Raw genomic sequence first — 25,724 nt, 5'->3', positions numbered from 1 at the left:
TGAATCGGCCGAGCACACCATTATCGAGGAGCACAACGTGACGACGGCGCCACTGCCCGACGATTCTGCTGCGGGCACCGCCGAGGATTCGCACTTCCCGGCGGGGGCGAAGCCGACCTTCGCCCCCGGCGCCCAGGTCCGGATCCGGGATGAGCAGTGGCTCGTCAAGTCGGTCACCGAGAGCCGCGACGGGCTGATGGTCGAGGTCAGCGGTGTCTCCTCGTTCGTCCGGGGCACGGACGCCGTGTTCTACCAGGGCCTAGACCAGATCGACGTGCTCGACCCGCGCAAGACCGACCTCGTCGCGGACGAGACCTCGAAGCACGCCAAGGCCCGCCTCTACCTGGAGGCGGTGATTCGCAAGACCGCGCTCCCACAGACCGAGCACGGGCTCGCGCTGGCCGACTCGTTCCTGATGGACCGCCAGGAGCACCAGCTGCGCCCGGCCGAGCGGGCGCTGTCGATGCGCAATCCGCAGCCGCGGCTGTTGATCGCGGACGTGGTCGGTCTCGGCAAGACGCTGGAGATCGGCATCATCCTTGCGGAGCTGATCCGGAGGGGCAGGGGTGAGCGCATCCTCGTCGTGACGCCGGCCCATGTCCTGGAGCAGTTCCAGCGCGAGCTGTGGACCAGGTTCTCCCTGCCGCTGGTGCGACTGGACTCCACCGGCATCCAGCGCATCCAGCAGGAGATCCCCGCAGGACGCAACCCCTTCGCCCATTTCAAGCGGGTGATCGTCTCCGTCGACACGCTCAAGTCGGCCACCTACGCGCACCACTTGGAGAACACCGCATGGGACGCGGTGGTCATCGACGAGTCGCACAACCTCGTCAACAAGGGCACCCGGAACAACCGCCTCGCAGAGCGGCTCGCCAAGAACACCGACGCGCTGATCCTGGCCTCGGCGACCCCGCACAACGGCGAGGCCGAGTCCTTCGCCGAGCTGATCCGGATGCTCGACCCGGCGGCGATCGCCGACGTCAAGAACTACAAGGTCGCGGACCTCGACCACCTCTACATCCGCCGCACCAAGACCGACCGCGAGGTGCGGGACGGCCTGAAGGACAAGCCGTGGGCGGAGCGCGGCCCGTCCCTTCCCGTCCCGGCCCCGGCCACGCCGAAGGAGGTGGCCATCCTGGAGAAGCTGGCCGCTGAATGGACCCCCGGCGATCCCGCCCGCTCCTCGGTCTGTGCCGAGCCGATGGTGGCGTACGGCTTCCTCAAGGCGTTCCTCTCCTCCCACGTCGCCCTGCGCAAGTCGCTCGCCAACCGCCGTGCCTACCTGGAGCACCCGCGGCGCGCCGAGGCGGCTCCCAAGGCCCGCGAGGCGTTCACGGCGGAACACCGGGCCCTCACCGAACTCGAAGCGCTCGTCGCGGAGTTCGAGGACAAGGACTCCGCCAAGCTGGACGCTCTGGTGGACACGCTGAAGAAGGAGCTCGGCGTCGGCCCGCGCTCCGAACGCCGGGTCGTGATCTTCTCGGAGCGGATCGCCACGCTGGAGTGGCTCGCGCAGGTCGTCCCGGAGCGGCTGGGCTTCAAGGCGAAGCCGGCCCTGGCGGAGAAGGCGCGCCCCTGGAAGGCGTACGGCGGGGCGGTCGAGGTCATGCACGGCGACGCCACCAACGACGACCAGCAGCGCGAGATCGTCGACCGCTTCGGCCGCCGCGACGAGCCCGTACGGCTGCTGTTCACCGGCGACATCGCCTCCGAAGGCGTCAACCTGCACCACCAGTGCCACGACCTCATCCACTACGACCTGCCGTGGTCGCTCATCCGCATCGAGCAGCGCAACGGCCGAATCGACCGCTACGGCCAGGCCGTCAGTCCCGAGTTCCGCGCGATCACCCTGACCGCCGACGTCCCGTGGCGGCGCGACGAATCGACCGGAGAGCAGCTCACCCTCGACGACCGGCTGGTCGGTGTCCGGCTGCTGCGCCGCGAGGCGCAGGCCCACGAGATCGAGACGGGCGAGGGCTGCGCCGAGGCCGTCACCGGCCTGTACGACGCCAAGAAGGAGGACGACCGCCTGACCCGCGACCTCATCAAGGGCGGCACGGCGGAGCGCTCCATCCAGCAGTCCCGGCAGGAGGCGGGAGGCGTCCTGGCCGGCCTCCTCGCGAACGTCAACGCGCTGATCGCCGATCCGTCGGCCGCGCCGACCGCCGCGGGGATCCCCCCGGTGGCCAAGGCGGACGTACCGCATCTGTTCGCCGACACCGAGGCGTACTTCCACGCCGCGATGGACCTGGTCTACCCGCAGGCCGAGCGCGAGGCCATGGGCTGGAAGCCCGTCACGGACCGGGGCCGCGTCGAGTTCACGCCGCCGGACGACCTCCAGTACCGGCTGCGCGCACTGCCCGCCTCGTACCTCGACCAAGAGAAGATCCTCACGACGTCCAAGTACGACGGCACGCTGAGCATCACCTTCAACCGGAAGTACGCGGCGGAGCGACTCGAAGCGGCCCGCGACGCCAAGCGGGGAAAGACCGAGCAGACCGCGTCGCAGTGGCCGAACGTCTCCTACGTATCCGACATCCACCCCGTCCTCGACTGGGTGACGGACAAGGTCCTCGCCAAGCTCAAGTACGACGAGGCGTTCGTCCTCGCCCACCAGCCGGACGCCGCCAGGGCCGCCCGCATCCACCCCGATCTGCCGGCCGCCCTGAACGGCCCCGTCTACCTGCTGCAGGGCGTCCACTCCAACGCCGCCGGCACTCCGACCGTGGTCGAGTGGATGGCCGTCACCGGCCTCGACAGCGCCGACCCCCGGGTCTGGCGGATGGACTCGGCGTTCCTCGCCGCCTGCGGCGTCGGCCCGAACATGCCGGGACGCGACCGGATCCTCGACAAGAATGGCCTGAAGGCCCTCGTGCCGGCCGCCGTCGACGCCGCGGAGGCCCACCTGCGGGCCCGGCGCGCCGAGTACGACCGGCTGATCGACGGCTACCTCGCCCCGTACGAGGACCGCGTCCAGACCTGGGAGCAGCTCGCGCTGGAAGTCGCAGGAAACCAGCACCGCCGCCGCGAGAAGGTCGAGGACACCGCGACCGACCGCCGCGAGCTCGTCCGACGCATGCGCACCTCCGGCGACCCGATGATCCGGGTCCTCGCCGTCCTCGAACCCCTCTACTCCGCCGCACCCACCGCCGCACCGACCGCCGCCCGCGCCGAGGAGTCCGCCCGATGAGCTACACCTTCGACTCCTTCGCCAACCGCGGCGAGTACCTCTCCGCCCACTACTTCAGCGAGGAACTGGAGAACACCCTCAAGAAGAAGTCGGCGGACGACGAAGGCCTGTTCACACTGTGGACCTACCGCGAGACCGACCAGCACGACACCCAATCCACCCCGCGTGAGCTGCTGCTCAGGCTGCACACCGAGTACGCCGGCCGGGTCCGGCCGGCCCTCGCCGCTGACGACGACCCGGCGGGCGAGCGGGCCGAGCGCCTCGCCGCCTGGCACACCGCCCTGCTCGCCGCCCTCGGATACCGCACGTCGGACCGCGTGCTGCCGCTGCACAACGCCGGCCGCGCGTACGAACTCCCCGTCGCCTGGCACGGTGACGGAATCGTCGCCCTCGACTGCGGGTGGACCGACAACCTCGACGACGCCCTCGACGCCGACGGCGCGGGCCGCCTGCTGAACCCCCTCAAGACGTCCGAGGGCCTGATCAGTACGGGCGAGAAGCTCGCCGGCTGGCTCTTCCAGAGCGAACTACACGAGCCCGGCGGCGAGGCACCGCGGTTTGTGCTGCTGCTCTGCGGCGGCGTGATCGTCCTCGCCGACCGCACCACCTGGTCCGAGGGCCGGTACCTCGCGGCGAGCGTGGACGCGGCGCTGCTGCGCAACGACACCAAGAAGACCGGCGAGCTCGCCCTGCTCGCGGCACTCTTCTCCCACGACATGCTGGCCCCCCGACCCGACGGCAAGGGCCGCCGGATGGACGACCTCCTCAAGGCGTCCCGCGACAACGCAGTCGGCGTCAACTCCGAGCTGCGTAAGGGCCTCCAGCGCTCGGTCGAGATCATCGCCAACGAGGTGCTCGCCCGGCTCAAGGAACACGAAGTCACCCCGAGGCAGATCGAGGACCCGGAGCGGCACGGACCGTTCGCCAAGCAGCTGACCCGCGAGTCGCTGCGCTACCTGTACCGCATCCTCTTCCTGCTGTACGCCGAGGCCCGCCCCGAACTGGGCATCCTGCCCGCCGACGACTCCACCTACGAGGCGGGCTACTCCGTCGCCCGGCTGCGCGAACTGGTCTCCCGCGACCGGAAGCTGGTCGACGAGGAGAGCAAGAAGGGGTTCCACCTCTACGCCTCGCTCGACGTCCTGTTCAACAAGGTCAACTACGGCCACCGCCCGCACGGCACCGAACCGGAGGACCACAAGGCCGCCGGTGAACGCAGCGAACGGCGCGGTCTGCGCTTCGAGCCGCTGCGCAGCGAACTCTTCGACCCGAAGGCCATCACCCTCATCGGCCGCGGCGTCCGCGACCCACGCGTCGACGCCGACAGCGGCGCGGACGAACTCCCGAAGTGGCTCGACCTCCGGCTGCGCAACGAGGCCCTGCACGAGGTGCTGCGCCTGCTGACCATGAAGGAGGCGAGCGCAAAGGGCCGGCAGGGCGGCTTCATCTCCTACCGCAACCTCGGCATCAACCAGCTCGGCGCCGTCTACGAGGGCTTGATGTCCTACACCGGCATCATCGACGACGAGCGGTTGCTGGCCGAGGTCGCCAAACCGGGCGCGAAGAGCGGCACCCAGCAGCACGGCGACCCCGAGAAGGGCTCCTGGCTCATCCCCGCCGACCGGCTGAGCGACTACCCGGCGAACACCCACGTCGTCTACTCCGCGCAGGACGCTGAACAGCACGGCCTCCGCGGCCCGAAGAAGTACGAGCCCGGCACCTTCGTTTACCGCCTCGCCGGACGCGACCGCGAGACCTCGGCGTCCTACTACACCCCCGAGTCGCTGACCAAGGTCACCGTCGAACTGGCCCTGAAGCACCGGCTCGACCAGAAGACGGACGAGGAGGGCAAGGCCGTCCGGACCCGGGCGAGCGAACTGCTCCGCTACACCATCTGCGAACCGGCCCTGGGCTCCGGCGCGTTCCTCAACGAGGCGATCAACCAGGTCGCCGAGGCGTACCTGAAGCGCCGCCAGGAGGAGCTGGGCCTCACCCTCGACACCTCGCAGGCGTTGGAGGCGAAGCAGAAGGTCAAGGCGTACATCGCCCTCCACAACGCGTACGGCGTCGATCTCAACGCCACCGGTGTCGAACTCGCCGAGGTGTCGCTGTGGCTCAACACCATGCACCCCGGCATGCGAGCACCGTGGTTCGGCCTGCACCTACGGCGCGGCAACTCGCTGATCGGGGCCAGGCGTTGGGTGTACGCAGTCGAATCCCTCAAGAAGGAGCGGACGGTCGCCGCGCAGACGCCGACCAAGCTGCCGTTCAGGTCGGCGGAGGACGGCAAGAAGCAGCCGCTGCCGGAAGGCGCGGTGCACCAGTTCCTGCTGCCCTCGCCCGGGTGGGGCGCGGTCCAGGACGCCGGCGGGGACGCGAAGAAGCTGGTCGAGCGGCTCGCCGGGGACCAGGTCGACGCTCTGAAGGCGTGGCGCAAGACGGTGATGACGAAGCCCAAGTCCACCGGCGGCAAGGGCAGCCAGCTGGCCCGGCTCCAGGCAGTCGCGGAGCGGGTGGAGTACCTGTGGGGGCTGGTCGTCATGCGGCTGGAGCTCAGTGAGCAGGAGATCGCCCGAACCATAGACGTCTGGGGCACCGACCGGCCGGAGGACGCCGAGGAGTACGCCTTCCTCCGCCGCGACAAGGAGAGCGCGGGCGGCGCGCTGCCGCTGAGCAAGGAGCAGGTCTTCAAGGACCTGTTCGCGGCGGAGGGCTCGCCGTACTGGCGACTCAAGCAGGTCATGGACGCCTGGTGCGCGCTCTGGTTCTGGCCGCTGGACAAGGTGGGCCTGCTGGACGGCTCCGATCCCGAGTACGCCACTGCACCGGTTGTTGGTCTGGATGTGCTGCTGTCCTCCGGAGTGGCGCCGGTCACGGGGGCTGCGGAGCCGGTTGCCGAACCTGAGGCGGAGCCCGCGTTCGTGGAGCACGGGCTGTTGTTCGCCTTGCCCGGTGACCAGTTGGCCTTCGGCGAGGGCGGAGACGACCTCGTCGAGCGGCGGGAGATCAAGAAGGCCGGCGCGTCGTCGTCCGGCCGCAAGGGCGGCGCGGGCGGGCCGGTGCGTCGCCGTGACGTCATCGCGCTGACCGGCCTCGACGACTGGCTCGCGTTCCTGGAGTCCATGGTCGGGACGGGTGAGGTGCCCACGGGGACGTTCGCCACGTCCGTCGACTCCCTGACGAAGCTGAGGGACCTGGAGAAGCTGGTCGAGGCCGAGATGGGCATGGACGATGCCCGCCGAGCCGTCGAGACGCGATACCCGTGGATGCGGACGGTTCGGGACATCGCGGCGGAACAGGGCTTCCTGCACTGGGAGCTGGAGTACGCCGGGGTCTTCGCGGGGCAGGCCGGAGGGTTCGACCTCCAGGTCGGTAATCCGCCGTGGGTGCGGCCCCAGTGGGCGGAAGACCCAGCCCTTGCCGAGTCCGAGCCATGGTTCGTGCTGCAGGAGAAGCCGAAGGCCGAGGAGAAGGCCCGTCGGCGGGAGGCTGAACTCGAACAGCGAAAGGTGCAGGATTACCTGCTGGGCGAGGTCACGAGCACCGTGACGACGGCGTCGTACCTGGCGGCCGGGCCCGTCTATCCACTGATTTCGGGGAGTCAGCCCGACCTGTACCGCGCGTTCATGTGTGAGGTGTGGGACCACGCAGGCGCTGGCGGCACGGCAGGAATGGTGCACCCGGACACGCACTTCGCTGGCGATAAAGAGGCGAAGCTGCGGGCAGCCACTTATGCGCGACTGCGGGTACACGGCGACTTCGTCAACGCGGGTAACCGGTTCTTCCCGCCGCCGGTGGGTCGGTCGAGCCACTTCGGCATCCACATCTACGGGAGCGTGGGCGAGATCGCCTTCGACTCGCTGTCCTGGCTGTTCACGGTCGACACCCTGCGAATGTCGGCCACCGCTGCTGTTGAAAAGGACGACGCAGATCCTGGAGTGAAGTACCAGGGCGACTGGGACGAGCGCCCGCACCCCAAGCGCGTCATCCGGGTGACCCCGGACACCCTGCGGCGCTGGCAACGCCTCGCCGGTGACATGGGGCCGGTGGAGCACACACGCCTTCTCACTCCGGTGAGTACTGCTGAGGACCCGGCGATCGACGCACTGGGCCTGTACCCGCTGCGGCTTGGCGCCCTGGAGTCGGACATCACTCGCGGGTACGACGAAAGCGGAGCCAAGAAGGCAACGTTCGGCCCGGACAAGAACGTGCGGCTCATCGACTACAACACCGGCGTCGATGGCCAGGAGGACTACCACGCGGAGTCCTGGGAGGATGTCATTCTCAAGGGTCCGCAAATCGGTGTAGCCAACCCGATGTTCAAGCAACCCAGCCAGGGCGGAGGCGAGACGCGTGGCCTGGACCCGCGGGTGCTCGCGGACGATGCGGTACCAGAGTCGGAGTATCGGCGGGTGGCCCCGGTCGGGGTATTCAAGGGCGAACAGGATTGTTGGATCGATTGGGAGCTTTACGAGGAACTGGTCACTTCGAAGGAGGAGTGGGTCGCCGGCCGGTTGGCGGTTGCAGCGAAGCAGAAGGTGGAGCCAGAGCAGGTCGAGAGCGCGGAGATTGAGGCGTTCTTGCGTGACAAGGCTGGCACGCCGTACAGCAAGTGGTATCGCTTGGCGTGGCGACGCCAGATCGCACCTGACACTGAACGCGCTCTCTATGCCGCTGTGATTCCGCGTGGCGTCTCTCATTTGTATGCGATGCATAGCGCCCGGGTTGCCACTAGCCAATCGACCGTTCTCAATGCAGGCTTCTGGGCGTCCCTGCCACTGGACTACTTCCTGCGGATCGCCGCACGTTCCGATCTTCTGCCAGCGGGGGCACGGACTATGCCAGCCCCTCAGCCAGACCACCCCCTCGCGCCTGCCCTCCTCCTCCGTACCCTGCGCCTGAATGTTCTGACCACCGCCTATGCTGACCTCTGGAAAGAGCTCTTCGACCCCCTCTGGGCCGGTTACGAGCCCTGGGCGATCGAGTGGCCCGGCATGGAGACCGAGCTGCACGCCGTAACCCCCTCCTGGCAGCGGGACACGCCGCTCCGTACCGAGTACGCGCGCCGTGCCGCCCTTGTCGAGATCGACGCGCTCGTCGCCGTGTGGCTCGGCATCGACGCGGACACGCTCGTCGCCATGTACCGGGCCCGGTTCCCGATCATGCAGGACTTCGATCGGGTGACCTGGTTCGACGCCAACGAGCGGAAGATTGCTGGCGACCGCTACACCTACGGCTTCGACCAGACCAAGGAGCACTGGCAGCAGTTCGAGGCTTATCAGGAGGACGCTGCGACGAACCCCGTCCCAGACGGTTACGCCGCGCCCTTCTACAAGGCCGACCGCGAAGCGGAGATGCGCCGTGCCCACGCCCACTTCACCGAGCGCCTGAACGACGCTGTGGCCAAGGGACTGTGGGACCCGACGACGATGGAGGTCCCGAAGCCGTGAGGCCGACTCTCGAAGCACAGGGACTCAAGGAGAGCCTGCTCCAATACCTCTCCACCACCTACGGCCTGGCCGACGAGGGCGCTCGCAAGGCGCTGCACACCTTCCTCGGGGACGAGGCCACGGGCATGTTCCGTGGCCCGTACCTGCGCCTGCGCACGCCGTTCACGCGCGCCCAGGACGGCTGGCAGCAGCACCTGGACTGGCACCGCGCCGGCGGCTGGTCGCCGTACGCGCACCAGGCCCGCGCCTTCGCACGGCTCACCACCAAGGACGGGCACACCCCGCAGCCGACCCTGGTCACCACTGGCACCGGCTCCGGCAAGACGGAGTCGTTCCTCTACCCGGTGCTCGACCACTGCGCCCGCGAGCGCGCGGCCGGGAACGCCGGCGTCAAGGCCGTCTTCCTGTACCCGATGAACGCCCTCGCCACCGACCAGGCAGGACGCATCAACGACCTGCTGGACGCAGAGAAGGACGCGCTCAAGGGAGTCCGCGCTGGCCTGTACATCGGCGACAAGGCGGCGACACACTACGACTACGTCTACACCCGCCGGCAGGACATGCAGTTGTCCCCGCCGGACATCCTGATCACCAACTACAAGATGCTGGACCTGCTGCTGCAGCGCTCCGCCGACGCCCCGCTCTGGGACAGCAACGACATCCGCTACGTCGTCGTGGACGAGTTCCACACCTACGACGGCGCGCAGGGCACCGACGTGGCGATGCTGCTGCGCCGCCTGGCCTCCGCAGTCGGGGCGACGCAGCCCGGCAAGCCGCTGGGGACGATCACCCCGGTCGCCACCTCGGCCACCCTCGCGTCCGGAACCGACGCGGACGGGGTGCGCCAGCTCCTCGACGTCGCCGCGCACGTCTTCGGCACCGAGTTCACCGAGGACGCCATCGTCGGCGAGGACCGGCTCACCGTCGACGAGTTCATGCTCGACGAGACGGTCCCGGACGCCAAGTTCCTGCCGGGCCGGGTGCCCACGCCCGAGGCGCTCACCACACTGCCCGACCCCGCCTCCGGCTACGCGGCACTGGCCGCACTCGCCGAGGCCGTCACCGGGAGCCACTTCGACGCGGCCGGCCCGATCGACGTCCGGGAACTGGGCGCGGCGCTCAAGCGGAACCGGCTCACTTACGCCGTCCTGTCCGGGTTCGACGGCACGGTGCGCAGCTACGACGAGATCCTGGACGTTATGCGGCGCCAAGGAGCGGCCAGTTGGGACGAGGCGATCACGACCCGGCCAGAGGTGGCGGCACTCGCCCTGGCCCGGTTCGTCGCTCTGCTGTCCGTCGCCCGGGATCCGGACGCGCCCGCCGAGACCAGCCGTCCGCTGGTGCAGGTGGAGGTGCACCAGTGGGCGCGGTCGGTGACGCGGATGCTGCGCGGCGTTCAGCCGTGGCCGCAGGCATCGTTCGCCTGGGACGCGGCCGGGACGCAGGCTCAGCCGCGGACGACGCCGGATACTACCGGCCCCCGTGAGACTCGGCTGTTCCTGCCGGCGGTGTACTGCCGCGAGTGCGGTCGCTCAGGCTGGTCGGTGCTGGCACCCGAGTCGGACGACGAGGAGCTGAGCTTCGAGTCCCACAAGATCCGACGCGCTTCGGTGACCGCTGACAAGGCGAAGATCCGTACCCTGATCGCGGCCACCGACAGGGAGGCCCTGGAGGGAAGCGGCCGTGCCCCGATGGACCCGGCGGCCCAGCGGTCGCTGACCACCGGAGGTGCGGGCGTCCTGATGGTGCTGGACGGCCCCGACCGCCGGCTGCGGCTGCCGGATCCGATCGACGACTACACCGCCGAGGGCGATCCCCGACCCCGGGGCGCGGACGCGGCCTTCGTCCTCGTCCAGCTGGGCGAGCGCGCCGAGCGTGCGGCACAGGACGACTGGTGCCCGGCCTGTGGCACCCACAACGCGATTCGTTTCCTCGGTACCGGTGCCGCCGCGCTCGCCGCCGCCTCCGTCACTCAGCTGTTCACCGGCGGCGAGATGGACAAGAAGCAGCGAGAGACCAAGACGTTGATGTTCAACGACTCGGTGCAGGACGCCGCGCACCGGGCCGGCTTCGTCGCTTCCCGTTCCTACACGTTCTCCCTGCGTGCCCTGTTCACCAAGCACTTGAACGAGCACCGGCCCACCGCGCTCAACGACCTGGTGGCCGACGTGGTCGAGGCCACCACCGACCGTGAGACCCTGGCCGCCGTCGTCCCGCCCGACCTGCATGACGACACGGGGGTGGCCCGCCTGCTGTCGGGTGCCGGCCGTGGCGGGGACAAGCGGACCTGGGACTTGATCGGCGAGCGGTTCGCTTTCGAGGCGGTGATGGAATTCGGCCACCGCTCCCGCAACGGTCGCACCCTCGAACTCACTCGCACCGCCGCAGCCTTCGCCGAGATCCCCGACGAGCACGCCGCGACCGCGCTGGTCCGCACCGCCCACGAGGAGACCGCAGACCGCGGCCTGGCCTTCACCGAGCACGACGACGACCGCTACCTTGCCTTCTTGCGGGGCTTCCTTGACCGGATGCGTACCCGAGGCGCGATCGGCCACCGCTGGCTGGGGAAATACCTCGACGAAGCGGGGACCAGCCGGTTCTTCATCTGGGGCGGCCGTCCGCCTGGCATGAAGGCATTCCCCAAGGGTGTCTCCGCCCCGGTCTTCCTGCTCGCCAAGCCGAAGCTCAACAGCGAGTTCGACGTCGCGGCCGGGCGCCTGTCCTGGTACGAGACGTGGGCGCAGCGCTGCCTCGGCCTGACCCGCGAGCAGGCGGACGAGTTCTGGCTCCGCCTGCTGCCGCGGCTCGCCGACGCCGGACTGCTCGCGGTCCGTACGCCGGGCGACTCGGCGGCCCGGATCTACGGCCTCCAACCCGGGTCCGTGCACCTTCAGTTGCTCTCCGACGAGCAGGTCAACAGCGCGTACGTGCGTTGCCCCAAGTGCTTCTGGGAACAGACCGTGCACCCGTCGCTGCTGGCCCAGTACCACGACCAGCCCTGCCGCGCGTACCGCTGTGCCTCCGGGCGGCTCGTCGCCGGCGACCGCTGGCAGGAGACCATCGACCGGCACGACCGCGACCGGGACTACCGCGACGACTACTACCGAGGCCTCTACCGGCGGGCCGGCACCTTCCAGGTGATCACCGCAGAGCACACCGGACTTCTTTCCCGGGCGAAGCGCGAACGCGTCGAGGAGGCGTTCCGCAAGGGTGAGGGCTTCAACGACCCCAACGTGCTCTCCTGCACCCCGACCCTGGAGATGGGCATCGACATCGGCGACCTGTCGGCCGTCGTGCTCGGGGCCCTGCCACGCCGTCCCGCCAACTACACCCAGCAGGCGGGCCGGGCCGGCCGCCGTACCGGCAACGCGTTCCTGCTCACCATCCCGGACCGCTCGCGCCGCGACCTGTACTTCCTGGACCGGCCGCGCGACATGATCGACGGAGAGATCGTGCCGCCAGGCTCGTACCTGTCGGCCGTCGAGATCCTGCGCCGCCAGTACACCGCCCACCTGCTCGACCTCGCGGCCCGCGGACGGCTGCTGCGCGAGGACGGCAGGCCGCTGGCCGCGCTGCCGCGCCGGGTGGACGAACTCTTCGGCCCGTCCGGGTACCTGGAGGACTTCGCCGCAGCCGCCCTCGCCCACGGCGAGGAGCTGGTTCGCGGCTTCCTTGACCTCTTCCCGACCGGTGTGAGCGAGAACGCCCGGGCCGAGCTGACGAAGTACGCGGTGCGCGGCCTGCGCAGCGCGGTCGAGCGTGCCGAGCGCAACTGGGAGCGCGAGAGCCAGAAGCTGCGCGACCGCATCCGTACGATCCGGTCGGCCATCGACGAGCTGAAGGACGGCGACGAGGAACAGGCCCGGACGAAGGCCGAGTTGGAGGCCGAGGCGCGGGCACTGTCGAAGAAGGGCGGGGCCAGGCTGCGCCAGCCCGCCCAGAGCGTTCTGTGCGATCTCGGGCTGCTCCCGAACTACGCACTGATCGACTCGACGACCACCTTGTCGGCCACGCTCTACTGGCCGGAGGGGAAGGCCGGCACAGGGCAGGAGCAGTACAAGTCGAAGCCGTACACCTACGAACGGCCACGTTCCTTCGCCATCGCCGAACTCGCGCCCGGCAACACCTTCTACGCGGAGGGCTACAAGCACCGCATCACCGGCATCGACATCGTCACGGGCGAGGAACAGGACTGGCGCTACTGGCGTTTCTGCCCTTCCTGCGGCCACGTGCGCACGCACAACGCAGAGCATGACATCTCACCCTGCCCACGCTGCGGGGACACCGGCATCGCCGACTCCGGCAGCCTGTGGCAGATCGTCCAGCCGACCACGGTCACCGCCCGCGCCAAGCGCGAGGACGCCCGCATCGGGGACGAGAGCGACGACCGCGACCGGCGGTTCTACAGCGTCGTCGACATGGTCGACATCGCCCCCGGTGACTTCGTGCCCAAGACTTCCTGGCGGCACACCAGTCAGGTGTTCGGCGTCGACTACACGCGACGGGCCGTGATCCGCCGGGTCAACGTCGGGCCGCTAAGGATCGGCGCCCAGGAGGGCGACCAGCTCGCCGGGCGGCCCGTACGGATCGCGCCCTTCCAGGTGTGTACCGCATGCGGTGCGGCGAGCGCGGACGGGCAGCCGGTGTTCGACGACGACCGCGACGCCGTCGACATCTCGGCCAACCGCCAGCGCGCCCTCAAGCACCACACGCCCTGGTGCCCGCACCGGCGCGGCACGAAGGCGGTGGCGCAAGAACAGGTGCTGCTCGCCCACGAGTTGGAGACCGAGGCGCTGCGCATCCTGCTCCCCGCGGCGACCGTTCTGGTCGACGAGAAGGTGTACTCCTTCCAGGCAGCCCTGCGGCTCGGCGTCGACCGTGCCTTCGGCGGCGACCCGCAGCACCTGGACTCCTGCCTCGCCACCATGCCCGATCGCGACACCGAGGAGACCAGGCACTTCCTCGTCCTCTACGACCGGCTTCCGCACGGCACCGGCTACCTCGACCGGCTCACCAAGCCGGCCGACTTCCGGCAGGTCCTGGAGGACGCGCGAACCCTGCTCGTCGACTGCCCGTGCGTCCAAGAGAACCGGCCCGCCTGTCACCGCTGCCTGTACCGCTACACCGACGAACGGCACATCGAGGCCGTGTCCCGGCAGGCGGCGCTGGAGATCCTCGACGACCTCCTCGGCCGCGGCACCGACGGCTGGACCACCCAGGAGGTCGGCAACACCGACCAGATCGGGCTGGACGGACAGGTCGAGTCCGATCTCGAGGCACGCTTCCTCACCGTGCTGCGGGCCTGGGCCGAGAAGCGGGACAGCGACGCTTCGCTCGACGAGAGCGGTGACAACAGCGGGTATCTCCGGCTCAAGGACTCGACCACGGTGAACGGCTGGCGCCTCACCGCGCAGCGCAGCGAGGGCTTCACTCGCACCGACTTCACCTTCGAACGCACCGAAGGCCCCAAGCGGAAGGTGACGGTGTACCTCGACGGCCGCCGCTTTCATGCCTCCCGCCGCCACAACCGGCTCGCAGGTGACGCGGACAAGCGAAACCGGCTGCGAGCGAAGGGACGTGCCGTCTTCCAGCTCACGTGGGACGACCTGGCCGCCTTCGAACAGCAGATAGGCGTGCACACGGGGGACCGCGATGCAGCCGACCCGGTGTGGCCGCCGTACGAGCACAGCGCCCGAGCGGTGGCCAAGCAGCTGCACGCCGACCACGGCGAGGACGACCTGGACTCGACTGCCTTCCTCGACCCGATGAGCCAGCTCCTCGCATACCTGCGCAGCCCCGATGACGCCGCCTGGGGCAGGCGGGCCGCATCCGTCGTAGGCGGACTGCTCGGTGCCGACCCCATGGCGCTCGTTGGTAACGGCTCCGCGGAGGAGGCACACCGGACGCTCGGGACGCTCCTCGAAGCCTGGGGGCGGACCGGCGGCATCGACCCGGCCCCTGTGGCCGGGGGCGGGACGGTCAACCTGTTTCAGGCCAGCGATCGGTCCGGACTGCCCGTTGCCTTCATGGTTGATGGCACCACCGGTCGCTGGACGGCGCTGGTGTGCCTCGACGACACGGAGACCGACCAGCTCGGTACACCCGAGCACAAGGCAAGGTGGCGGGCCTGGCTCCAGTGGTCCAACCTGTTGCAGTTCCTCACCCACGCCGGTGGCGACGGCGTCCAGCTCACCACCTCCAGCGCAGGCCTGTTCGACCTCGGCATGCTCAAAGCATTCGGAGGGATCGGCGAACTCGAATCCCTGGTCGTCCAGTACGGCGAGGGCGAGCGCGCAGCGCAGGTAGCAGTGGCCGAACTGCTGGACGAGACCCCGCTGGAGGCCGCCCTGCGGGACCTGCTGTGGGACCGGGAGATCCTCGGATACCTGGACGAGGACGACGCCGGCGCTCCGCTCGCCCGCCTCGCCCACGTGCTGGCCGACCGCGGCAAGCGGGCACCCGTTTACGGCTACGAACTCGGTGACCGCGGCTGGCTCGCCGACCTCGTCTGGGCCGACGAAGGGCTGCGGATCGCCATCATGGCCGAGCCGTACGACAGCGACGACGAGGAGAACCACAGGACCTGGCAGGCCTACCGCGACGCGGACTTCACCGTACGCTCCGCTGACGAATGGCTCGACCGGCTCGACGACCTGCTCGCCGCCCTCCCCGATGCCACTGACCGCCCCGACTCCAACGAACCGAGTGCCGCACGATGACAGCACGCCTGAGCCTCTATCAGAAGGCCGAGAACGAGCTCTACAAGATGGACTCGTCGGTCAAGACGAAGTTCTACGACTTCTGCCACCTCTTCCGGAACGACCCGGGGCACCCGAAGCTCGACCTCAAGCCCCTCAAGGGCGACCGCCGCATCTACCGCGCCAAGATCGACCCCTCGTACCGCGCCCTCCTGGCTCCCGCCGGCGTGGGCCCGGACGGCGTCGAGCAATGGCTCGTCGTTGCCGTGCGGCACCGCAAGCACGTCTACGAAGAGCTCAGCGTCGCCATTAACCGGGTCACCGGCGAGATCGAATTCGTCGACCTCGGCGTCGTCGGCCAGAGCGTGCTCAAGCGGGCCGGCATCCAGCTCACGCCCGACCCGGCGGAGCGCGTTCCGGTGGAGGCCGCTGCCGTACCCGAGCCCGTTGCCGTACCCGAGTCTGCCGCCGTTCCGACCCCTGACGCCGAACCGTCCGCGGTGCCGCTGCTCGCCGCCTGCACCGCCGACGACCTCCGCCGTCTCGGCGTCGCGGAAGCTCTGGTCGAGGTGGCCCTCCTGGTCACCACCGACGACGAACTCGACCAGCTCGTCGCCGGCGCACCGCGCCTCACCGCCGAAGTGCTCACTGGCCTGGGCGCCGGCATGAGCGTCGAGGAGGTGGAGAGCGAGATCACCCGGCCCGCCGCCACGGTCCTCGAACCAGGTTTCGAGGACGACATGGGTGCCGCCCTCATCCGTACCGCCGTCACCACTGTCGACGACGACCTTCGCAACGTGCTCGCCGAGGGTGACTTCAGGGCCTGGAAGGTCTACCTCCACCCCACGCAGCGCAAGATCGTCGAGCGGAACTACAGCGGTGCGGCCCGGGTCAGCGGAGGCCCCGGCACTGGCAAGACGATCGTCGCGCTGCACCGCACCGCCCGGCTCGCCGCCCAGCTCCAGCCCGGCCGGGACAAGCCGATCCTTCTGACCACTTACACCAAGAACCTCACCGCTGACCTCCGGTCCCGGCTCAGCTCACTGGTCACCCCTGACCTGCTCGCCCGCGTGGACATCAAGCACATCGACATCCTCGCCCAGGGCGTCCTCAACGAAAACAGCGCCGCCGGCGCCCAGCGCTCGCTCATCGGCGACGCCCAGGCAAAGGAAGTTCTCGGCGAGATCCTCTTCGAGCATGACCCGCAACGGCGCTGGGACACGGAATTCCTGTTCGACGAGTGGGAACAGGTGATTCTGGGCCAGTCGCTTGCCACCAGGCAGGACTACTTCAAGGCCCGGCGCCCGGGCATGGGCCGCGCCCTCACCCGCCCCGAACGCGGAAGCGTCTGGCAGCTGCTGGAACAGTTCACCCTGCGCCTGAACAGCATGAAGCGCGAAACCTGGGCGCAGTCCGCCGAACGGGCCGCGCGCTACGAGATGGAGCGCGCCCGCAAGATCCGGGACCGCGCCGACCGCAAGGCAGAGATCGGGGGTGGCGATCTGAAGCACCTCGACGACAACAGCTCCGCGATCCGCTACCTCCGTCACCGCTACCAGCACATCGTCGTCGACGAGGCCCAGGACCTCAGCGCCGCCCATTGGAAGATGCTGCGCGCGATGGCCGCCCCCGGCCCGAACGACCTGTTCATTGCCGGGGACACCCACCAGCGGATCTACGACCGCCAGGTCACCCTCTCCACCGTCGGGATCAACATCCGGGGCAAGGCCTCCAAACTGACCCTGAGTTACCGCACCACCCAGGAGATCCTCGACCAGGCCGCCAAGGTCGTCGGCGACTCCACCTACGACGACCTCGACGACGGCACCGAGAACCTCAGCGGCTACCACTCCCTGCTTCGGGGCCCGGCACCGGAATTCGTCGCCTGCACGGACTGGGACGACGAGATCACCCGGCTCGCCGCCAGACTGAAGCTGTGGCGCGAGGAGATCACCCGCCCCGGCGAGGACGGCACCGTCCGCGACCCCAGCGGCGCCATGGCGGTCTGCGTCGCGGACGGCGACATGGCCGGCCGGGTCGCCGCCGATCTCCTGATGAAGCACGGCATCACCACCGCGGCCCTCACCAAGGACGGCCCCCAGGGCGGCGGCGAAGTGCACATCGGCACCATGCACCGGTTCAAGGGACTGGAGTACCAGAAGCTCGCCATCATCGGCGCGAGCGACGGCATCCTGCCGCGCACGGCACTGATCGAGAAGTTCGCGCACACCGACCCCAAGCGCTACGAACGGGAACTGAAGCAGAGTCGCAACCTGCTCTTCGTGGCCGCCACCCGTGCCCGCGACGCACTGTTGATCTCCTGGCACGGTGCCCCCAGCCCGTTCCTGCCGGTCCACTGATCGCCCAGCGCCGAGCGGGACAACCTGCAGGAGGAGCATGCCTACGGGCCGGGCGGCGCTCACAACGAGTGTCTTTGGCGTGGCACAGACAACGGATCGCCGGTGCTCGGCCCCAGGAGGAGATCCAAGATAACGGAGTGCTCCTGGAAGATGACCCGGTGGGTTTGGCTGCCAGCCGTGGGCTCGGTCGGTGCCTTCGCAGGAGAGTCGCCTTCGAGCTCAGTACCTTTCTGCCCAGGCGGAAGAACTGACCCGAAGCGTGAGCCAGCGTCGACGGCGAGCCGCGCCGCCTCGTCCATGTACCGGATCGCGGCCTGATACCGGGCTTGTACGGCGGCGGCGATCGCGTGCCCCGAGGGGTCCAGGTCGCCGGAGTACTCCAGCGGGACGCCGTTGTCGACGGCGAGGGCCAGGAGAGTGTGGTCCACTGCGGTCAATGTTCCGGAGGTGCACACGATTGGCTGGTCGGTGCCCCGCATGAGCGCCTCGTCGACGACGGACGGGTTCTCCACCACCAGCCAAGCCCGGTTGCTGTCGAGGGTGGGCGGGTGGGCGGTCAGGTCGTGAAGGGTTACGTGGACGGGGCGGTTGTCGGAGCGCGCGAGGTTCAGTGCGCGGTCGGTGGGTCCGTCGCCGGTGGCGGCGACGTTGAGGACGAGGACTGTCTGGGAGAGGCGGTCCGCGATGACGCCGAGGCGCGCGAGGAGCGCGCGTTCGGCGGCTGGCGTGTCCGGCTGCGGGGCCTGAAGAAGGTCGCGGGCGAGGAGAACGACCTTGTCTCCGTGCCCGGTGTCGTTGAGGTCGAAGTAGTGAGGGTCACCGGCGCAGTGGTGGGCCAGCCGTGCGAGCGTCACGGGCCTTGGCAGGGGCAGGAGGTCACGGAGGCGGCTCAGGGAGTCGATGAGCCGTCGCCGGTCCTCCAGCGTTTCGTCGCTGATGCCGTAGCTCCGCAGCCGGGCGGTCAGCAGCGGGGCGTCGGGCAGGGCCCGTTCGGCGTAGTCGTTGATGTCCGCGCGCATCTGGTCGGCGGCCCGGCGTTGCCCGGCGAGATCCGGGATCTTGACGCCGGCCGCCTCGATCAGGGCGCGGAGATCATCCGGGGTCCGGCCGAGGGAGTCAAGCAGTTTCGGGACCGGGACGACACAGCCATTGCCCGTCGCGCGTAGGGCGACAGGCCGACTACCGGGTCGGCGGCCTCGGGTGAGCCATCCGGCGACCATCGCCTGCCCAGTTCGCGACAGCGGCGCGGTGACGTTCCTGATCGCCGCGGCATCGTCGCCGCGCGCGAGGCGGGCGGCGACCGCCTCCCAGAGTGGGCGGACGTCGAGGTCGGTGAGATCTCCGGACATCAGTCCTCCTGTCCGGCTGCCGAGAAGAGATCGTCGGGGTACTGGTTTGCGGCGTCCACGACGAGGTCGTCGGCGGGCCGGCGGGGAGCGCCGACGTGGATGCGCGCCGTCTGGGGCGTCCCGCGCCCGGTCCAGATGCTGGGGATGGTGTAGCGCATGGTGTTGCTCTTCTGGTGGATGCGGTGGATTCCGACCGCGCCGGTCTCGGGGACGAGCAGTGGCTGCATCGCGGGGAGCGTGACGAGTGCGTCGAAGTCCCAGGTCCGCAGGAGGGCGAGCAGCATGCGCAGGTTCGGGGCGTCGAGGGCGGCGTTCAGCTCGTCGATGAAGATCGCCCGCGGGCCTTCGTATCCGCTGGTGGAGTAGAAGGCGTGGGCGGCGGCGAGCAGCGGCAGCATGGTGGCCAGGCGCTTCTCGCCTGCGGAGAGCCGGGCCAGCGGGTTGCGGCGCGCGCTGACGGTTTGGAAGACCTCGGTGGCGCTGGTCGGGTCGTCGGAGAAGGACCGGTGGGTCAGCGAGATCTCCCACGTGTGCCAGTTCCGGTAGTCGAAGACGTGCTCGACGCGCTTGGCCCAGGTGAGGTGGGTACCTTCCTCGTTCTTCAGCTGCTCGACGAAGAAGTCGTACATTCGGTCGAAGCTGCCCTCGTGGTTGACGTCGCGGATCAGGGACAGGGCTTCGCGGGCCACCGGGTCGTCGTTCTTGGGCTTCCACTCCAGCTTCACCCCAACCTGGGCGACGCCGGTGCGCACCTTCGTGAGCGTGGTGCGGATTTCCTTGACGATCTCCTCGGCGGTGTGGATCCGGACGTTGATGTCCTTGCGGAGCTCGGAGAAGACGACCCCCTTGATCTCGGTCTGGACCTGCTCGTTGAAGTCCTCTTCGAGGGAGGTGATGGCGACGTCGAGTTCGGACAGCGCCTGGCGCAGGGTCTTGGCACCGACAGAGGCGGTGCCGGTCTCTTGATCGTGGCCGTGCTCGGTGACGACGACACGTCGCCACCCGCTGCGGGGGTCCTCCTCGGTGGTCACGTGCCGGCGGATCTCCAGCAGCTTCTCCAAGACGGTACGCACCCTGCCTTCCAGGGCACCGCGCGCGGCCTGCTCAGCCCGACGGGCCTCCTCCGCGTTCTGGCCGGCGGAGGAGCCTCGCTGTTCGAGGATCAGCTGGACCGTGTGAACGGCGTCGGCCGCACTCTCGGGACGGCTGAGGGCCTCCGCTCCGGCGAGCTCGTCGACGAGGCCGTGGTCGAAGAGTCCCTGGACGGTCTCCAACGCCTTCTCGGCCGCTTCGGACGCCTGCGCGAGGATGCCGGCGTGGCTGCCGAGCTCCTGCGTTACGAGAGCGAGGTCGACCTCGACGTCCTTTTCCTCCTGCGTGTGCGTGGCCAGGTTCTCGCGCAACTTGGCCTCGGCCGTCCGTGAGTTCTCCAGCTCGGCCAGGAGGTCCTTGTACGGCTGGTCGTGCTGGCGCAGTTCCTCGCTGTAGTGGTGACGGGCGGTTTCCGCAGCCGATGCGTCGTCTTCCGCACGCTCACGCAGAGTGCCGGCTCGACGTTCCGCATCGGAGGCTGCCGAGCGATGGCCTGCCGCGGTTGAGAGGGTGTAGAACGTTCGGATCGCTTGGTCGGCCCACTCCCCGAGTCCACTCTGAAGATCGCGCAGCGTCTGCCGGTGGCTGCGAAGAGCCTCGGCCTCGACCGGAACGGTCACGTGGGTGATGCGGGCCTTGCGGTGCAGGGCCGTCTTCGCTCCGAGGACCAGGGCGCTGTTCCGGCCGATCTCCCGCTCCACGTCGACGAGCGCGTCGGCGGCCTCTGCAGCTTTGCCGAGCGCTTCGGTGGCTGCGGCCCTGGTGGGCAGGACCGTTTCGAGTTCGACAGGAAGGCTGCCGCGGTCCTGCTCGATCTCGGCTGCGGTGTCCTGCGCGGTCTGCCAGGCGGCTTCGGCCGCCCTCTGCTTGGCTCGCACGGTGACGGCGTGCTGAGCGGCGGTGTGCATGGCCGCCGTGTTGGCCAGTGCGGTGCGGGCAACTTCGAGGCACGCCATCACCAGGCCGGGTAGCTCCGTGCACAGGGCCTGGGCGGCTCGAACCGAGCTGGTGGACGGTTCCACGAAGGCGGCTTGGCACGACAGCGCTGCGGCCAGGCCGGTGTCTTCGGCGGCGCGCTTGGCTGAGGCGGCGGCGGTCTCGGCCTCCTCCGCCGTGGTTTCCTGCCGGGCCGCGTCCGTGGCGGCGTTCGTGGCGGCGCTCTCCAGCTCCAGCCAGTGGGCTGGGTCGGGAGTGATCCGTTCCTGGTCGGTGGTGGCCAGGTTCTTGGCCAGGGCCTCGACCAGCTGACGGGCGGCATCGAGCGCAGCGAGCGCCTCCTGTCGCTGGGCACGCAGGTCGGCGAGCAGGATCTGGCGCATGCGTTCACGTGCGGACGCGCCGATGTAGCGAGGCGTCCAGCCTGCGGGGCTCTGGGCGCTGAGCGGACCGAGGTGGACGGTGCCGTCAGAGGCGAAGGCCGCTTGCCCGGGGGCGGGAGCCTCGCCGTGCTCCAGGACCCGGATCGACGCCAGCACCTCGCGGATGCGGCCGGCAGCGATCGGCGCTTGCGGGTCGGGCACCAGCAGATCGGCGAGTGTCGGGCCCGCGTGCCTGGACGTCGGCAGCAGCGCGACATCGCCGGCCGTCAGCTCCCCGTCCGGCGACACCCAGGCGTCCAGAACACCAGCGGCGAGCAGCGCGCCCTCCAGCCGGCCGGTCTCCTCGGCGGGCAGATGGCCGGCGAAGTCGACCACCGCCCACAGCGGGGCACCCGGTCGGCCGTGGCGCGCGGGACGCCACGCGGGCTGGCCGGGACCGGCTTCGCTTCGTTGGGCTTCGACGATCCGATCGTCGATTTCCTCCACCTGGGCCTTGCAGGAGGCCACGTCGATCTTCGCGGTGGTGAGCTCGGAGGTGATCCGGGTGGAGGCGAGGCGGTAGGCCGCGGCCGTGTCCTCCCTCAGGACTTCCGCGTCCACGGCTCGGGGGATTCTCTGATCGTCCGGCAGCCGTAGCGCCGTACGGTCCAGGACCGTGAGCGAAGCGGCCCACTGCCAGGTCTCCTCAGCCCAGGATCGGCCTGCCTGCTCGGCATTCGCCTGGTGCTCGTCGGCGCGGGCCCGCAACTGGGCTGCCTTCTCTCGCGCTTCGCCGGCTTCGCCCCCGAGGTGGGAGGCGTGGGCGGTCGCCGTAGCGGCGGCGTCGAGCGCGTCCGCAGCGCCCTGCAGCAATGCTCTCCGCTGGCCGAGCCCGGACCGGGCGTCCTCGGCGAGTTCGGCGACGGTCACCTCCAGGCCGTCCGGCACCAGCACAGCGTCTGGCGAGGGCACACGCTCGGCGAACTCAGCGACCTGCTGGACGGCCTCGACCATCTCCTCGACGCCAGCAGGGATGCGCGCCAGCTTCGCAGCCTCGGCGGAAAGGTCGCCCGCCCGGTCCCGGGCCCGGCGGCCGGCCTCGGAGGCGGCGACACGGGCTGCTTCGGCCTGCGCGACGGCGGATGCGGCACCGTCGGCCAGCGCCCGAGCCCGCGCCTGCACACCTGTCAGGTCGAGCGCAGCCAGTGCTTCGGCCGAGATCCCCTGAAGCCAGCCGTGGATGGCATTCGGATCCAGTGGAGATGCGACGACAAGCTCACTCGGCGGAGCCGGCAGCCGTACCAACCCGGCGGTGAACCTCTCCAACGCGCCGCGGGCGTCCTCCTCGGCCAGCTCCGCTTCTCCGACCAGCCGTTGGGCCTCCCCGGTGGCGATCTCGGACCGCTGCCGGGCACCGTTGTACCGTTCCTGGACATCAGCCTGCGCGGTGAGCAGCACACCGAGCTCTCCGAGGGCCGCGCTCACCTCCTCTGCCGCGGAGGACTGAGCCTCCAGCCAGGCGGCCATCTGTTCCCGAGCGCTCTTCGCCTCCTGCTCGAGCGCGGCGGTCGGCTCCTGCGTACGGGATGCTCCGAACCGGTCGCACGCCTGGGCCATGGCTTCGTGGAAGGCGCTGGCACCGGCCTCGGCCGCCGAATGGCCGACCTTCCGCGTCAACGAGGCGAGCTGACCGACTGCTTCGTCGGCCTCCTGTTCCGCTTCACCGCACGCGTTCTGTGCATCCAGGTGCGCATTGGCGGCGTCCCCGGCTTCCCTGGCGCTCGTGCGGGCCCGTTCCTCCTGCTGCTGTGCGAGGGCCGCGAGGCTGCCGAGGTCTGCCCCGGGGTGGCCGGCGACTCGGCCTTCCAACGTCTTGATCGTCTGGGCCAGCAGGCCGAGTCGGCGTTCTTCGTCGCGGACCAGCTGGCCGGCGTCCCGAAGGCTCTCCGTAAGGTTGCTCTGCCGCTCGGACAAATCCCGGTGCTGCCTGACGAGTTGGCCGTGGTGTGTGTGCTTGTCACGGAATTCCACCGCCGCGGTGGAGGCGGCAGCTGCGACGTAGCGGCGGTAGACCGCGCGAACGCTGCCGAGGACCTCCTTCTCCTTGCGGGCGCTGCGTAGCCGGTCCTGAAGTTGCTCCGTCTTCGCCAGCGCGTCGGCAAGGGTCTGCACCCGCCTGACGTCAAGCGACGGCAGCGCCGACGTGAGGGTGGCCTGCATTGTGCTCGGGCTGATCTTATCGTTGGCCTGGACACTGCGCAGGGCGCGAAGGACCGACCCGAGCGCGTCCATCTGGGACGGGTCCAGCGGCTGGTACATCGCGGTTCGTACCGCCTCGGTGTACTCCTCCTCGCGGCGTACGACCGAGGCGTGCTCCCTGCAGGCGTTCTCGAGGGCGGTGGAGGAGGTGAACAACAGGCCGCTGTACTGGGCAAGCTGATTCGCCAGGTCGCCGATGTCGACCGGCATGCCGTCGCGTTCCAGGGTCAGCTGGGCGTTCACCCGTGCCGGGACGAGGAACCAGGCCCGCTCCAGGGAGGTGCGCTCGCCGCCGCTGCTCTTGAGCCACAGACCGGCGGTCAGCCACTGCGTGCAGTCGGTGCCGTCAGGGCCGGGGTCGGTGCGGCCGTACTCCTGCCACCAGGTCCCGCTCTTCGCCGGGCCGGGCCGCCCCTGGGTGTGGATGCTGGTGAGTGTTCCGGCCGCATCGCCCGAGGCCGAGAGACCCTTGGAGCTGATGTCGCCGTCGATGAACGTCGGGCACAGGACGCCACCGGTCAGAGACTTCCCGGAGCCGTTCATCCCGACCAGGGCGAGCCATCCGGCGCTGAAGAGGAACTGCTCCTCGTTCCATTGCCAGGAGTTCACGGCTCCGGCCCGGGTTGCCTGCCAGCGGCCCACGGCACCCGGATGCGGATCCAGGACGACCGTCTTCCTGCGCGAGCTGCCCAGCCCGGCCAGGCTCTCCAGCGTACGGTGGTGCTCAGTCATCGAGGCTCTCCCGCCCATCGGTAACGCCTGAAAGGGTCGCGGCCTTCGCCGCGCTGGTGGCATGGGAAACCCGGACCTGCCACAGGTGAACGGCCGGCGTCGGCCGCCAGCCCGAGCCCGGCGGAGGATCGGCGCTCACGATCCCGGCCGACAGCAACTGCTGGATGCCGGCCTCGGCGAGTGAACGCTCCCCGCCCGGCCCCTGGTACCGGCGGGCCCACCACGGACGCTCGGCCAGCTCCCGCCGTAGCTGCGAGGACGCCCATTCGATGCCGAACCAGTCCATCGGCTCGTTCCGGCCGACGATCGCGTCGAGCAGGAGCAGCGCTCCGTGCTGTTCGAGACTGCGCCCGGCGGGAAACGTCAGATCGGTGCTCCGTCCGTTCGGGTCGGACACCGACCACCAGTCGCGGCGCACCGTGCACACGAGCCCGGCAGCTGCGGCGGCGTTCAGGGCACGCTCACGCCCCGTGTAGGAGGACAGGTACTTGCCCGCCTCGGTCGCGGGGTCCGGCACCACACCGGGATCGTCGAGGACCGCCCGCATCGCCAGGTGCCTGCGGCGCCTCTCCTGGGCCTTCACCGGGGCGTCCTCCGGCAGGTCCTGCTGATCCGCGCAAAGAGCCGCAGCGTGGGTGTCCGGCCGGTCGATATCGATGTCCAGTAGCGAAGGTGCGACGGAAGCGGTCAGCAGGGCAAGGCGCTCGCGGCGCGCCGTGATGACCAGATCGAGTCCCTGGTCCTGCTCGAGCTGGTCCAGGGCGACGTCCGACGCGATGACGCGCCAGGATTCCAACAGCAGCAGGGCGTCGATGAACGCCCGCCGGTGAGCGCCCGCAGTGGCCTGCTTCTCGCCGGCATCGGCCACGGGGCGGAAGCGCGGCAAGCGGCCGAGCTCCGCCTCGGTCCCGCACGCCTGGACCACCGCGCGCTGCAGGTCGTTGAAGGTCGCCTGTGTACTGCGCCACAACTGCTCGCAGATCAGGCTGGCCAGGACCAGGACCAGCGGGGAAGCGGGAACCTCCCCGGACTTGCGGCGAACCACGGGGCCGCGGTCCGACGGCGGATCGGCTCGCCGCTTGTACAACCGGCACAGCCCCTCGGAGCGGTAGACCTCGAAGCGCCACCCGACCGTGTGGTCGAACCAGGCAGCCACCTCCCGCTGGTGCGCGGCAGCCAGGCCGAACAGCTCCGGATCGTCCTCGACGGAATGGATCTGCTGACGCAGCATCCTTGCCACCACGACGCCGGCCTCGGGCTCCAACCCTCGGGCTGAGCCGCCTGCAGGACGAGACT

General features: G+C 69.7%; 7 protein-coding genes. 4 read left to right on the top strand and 3 right to left on the bottom strand.

Annotated elements, in window-relative coordinates:
• The first annotated feature begins 37 nt into the window (after positions 1-37).
• The 4 genes from AB2U05_RS07825 to AB2U05_RS07810 are packed head-to-tail and all read left to right on the top strand — an operon-like array spanning position 38 to position 17,698.
• Entirely contained in the window at positions 38-3,190 is a 3,153-nt protein-coding gene (locus AB2U05_RS07825; RefSeq protein WP_369182858.1) for a DEAD/DEAH box helicase, read from the top strand.
• Entirely contained in the window at positions 3,187-8,640 is a 5,454-nt protein-coding gene (locus tag AB2U05_RS07820) for a hypothetical protein (RefSeq protein WP_369182857.1), read from the top strand. Before AB2U05_RS07825 ends, AB2U05_RS07820 begins: the two co-directional genes overlap by 4 nt.
• On the top strand, positions 8,637-15,359 hold the full coding sequence (locus tag AB2U05_RS07815; RefSeq protein ID WP_369182856.1) for a DEAD/DEAH box helicase: 6,723 nt from the start codon (positions 8,637-8,639) through the stop codon (positions 15,357-15,359). Before AB2U05_RS07820 ends, AB2U05_RS07815 begins: the two co-directional genes overlap by 4 nt.
• Positions 15,356-17,698 carry a UvrD-helicase domain-containing protein gene (locus tag AB2U05_RS07810; protein ID WP_369182855.1) on the top strand — a complete coding sequence of 781 codons (2,343 nt, stop codon included), beginning with the start codon at positions 15,356-15,358 and terminating at the stop codon, positions 17,696-17,698. Before AB2U05_RS07815 ends, AB2U05_RS07810 begins: the two co-directional genes overlap by 4 nt.
• Positions 17,699-17,757: 59 nt before the next feature.
• Here AB2U05_RS07810 and AB2U05_RS07805 read toward each other — a convergent pair whose 3' ends face one another.
• The 3 genes from AB2U05_RS07805 to AB2U05_RS07795 are packed head-to-tail and all read right to left on the bottom strand — an operon-like array spanning position 17,758 to position 25,659.
• Positions 17,758-19,047, bottom strand: coding sequence for a DUF2399 domain-containing protein (locus AB2U05_RS07805; protein ID WP_369182854.1), 1,290 nt, complete (start codon positions 19,045-19,047; stop codon positions 17,758-17,760).
• Positions 19,047-24,428 carry an SbcC/MukB-like Walker B domain-containing protein gene (locus tag AB2U05_RS07800; RefSeq protein WP_369182853.1) on the bottom strand — a complete coding sequence of 1,794 codons (5,382 nt, stop codon included), beginning with the start codon at positions 24,426-24,428 and terminating at the stop codon, positions 19,047-19,049. Before AB2U05_RS07800 ends, AB2U05_RS07805 begins: the two co-directional genes overlap by 1 nt.
• Entirely contained in the window at positions 24,421-25,659 is a 1,239-nt protein-coding gene (locus AB2U05_RS07795; RefSeq protein WP_369182852.1) for a DUF2398 family protein, read from the bottom strand. The genes AB2U05_RS07800 and AB2U05_RS07795 overlap by 8 nt, the downstream gene beginning before the upstream one ends.
• Between the last annotated feature and the right edge of the window lie 65 nt (positions 25,660-25,724).

The organism is Streptomyces sp. Y1, assembly GCF_041053115.1.
In the GTDB taxonomy this organism is placed as follows: domain Bacteria; phylum Actinomycetota; class Actinomycetes; order Streptomycetales; family Streptomycetaceae; genus Kitasatospora; species Kitasatospora rubellomurina.
This window is presented reverse-complemented; position numbering and strand designations above follow the sequence as displayed.

Excerpts from the sequence above, each read along its gene's own strand:
- AB2U05_RS07800 (WP_369182853.1), bottom strand. The coding sequence starts at position 24,428 with ATGACTGAGCACCACCGTACGCTGGAGAGCCTGGCCGGGCTGGGCAGC.
- AB2U05_RS07795 (WP_369182852.1), bottom strand. The coding sequence starts at position 25,659 with ATGCTGCGTCAGCAGATCCATTCCGTCGAGGACGATCCGGAGCTGTTC.
- AB2U05_RS07810 (WP_369182855.1), top strand. The coding sequence starts at position 15,356 with ATGACAGCACGCCTGAGCCTCTATCAGAAGGCCGAGAACGAGCTCTAC.
- AB2U05_RS07820 (WP_369182857.1), top strand. The coding sequence starts at position 3,187 with ATGAGCTACACCTTCGACTCCTTCGCCAACCGCGGCGAGTACCTCTCC.
- AB2U05_RS07805 (WP_369182854.1), bottom strand. The coding sequence starts at position 19,047 with ATGTCCGGAGATCTCACCGACCTCGACGTCCGCCCACTCTGGGAGGCG.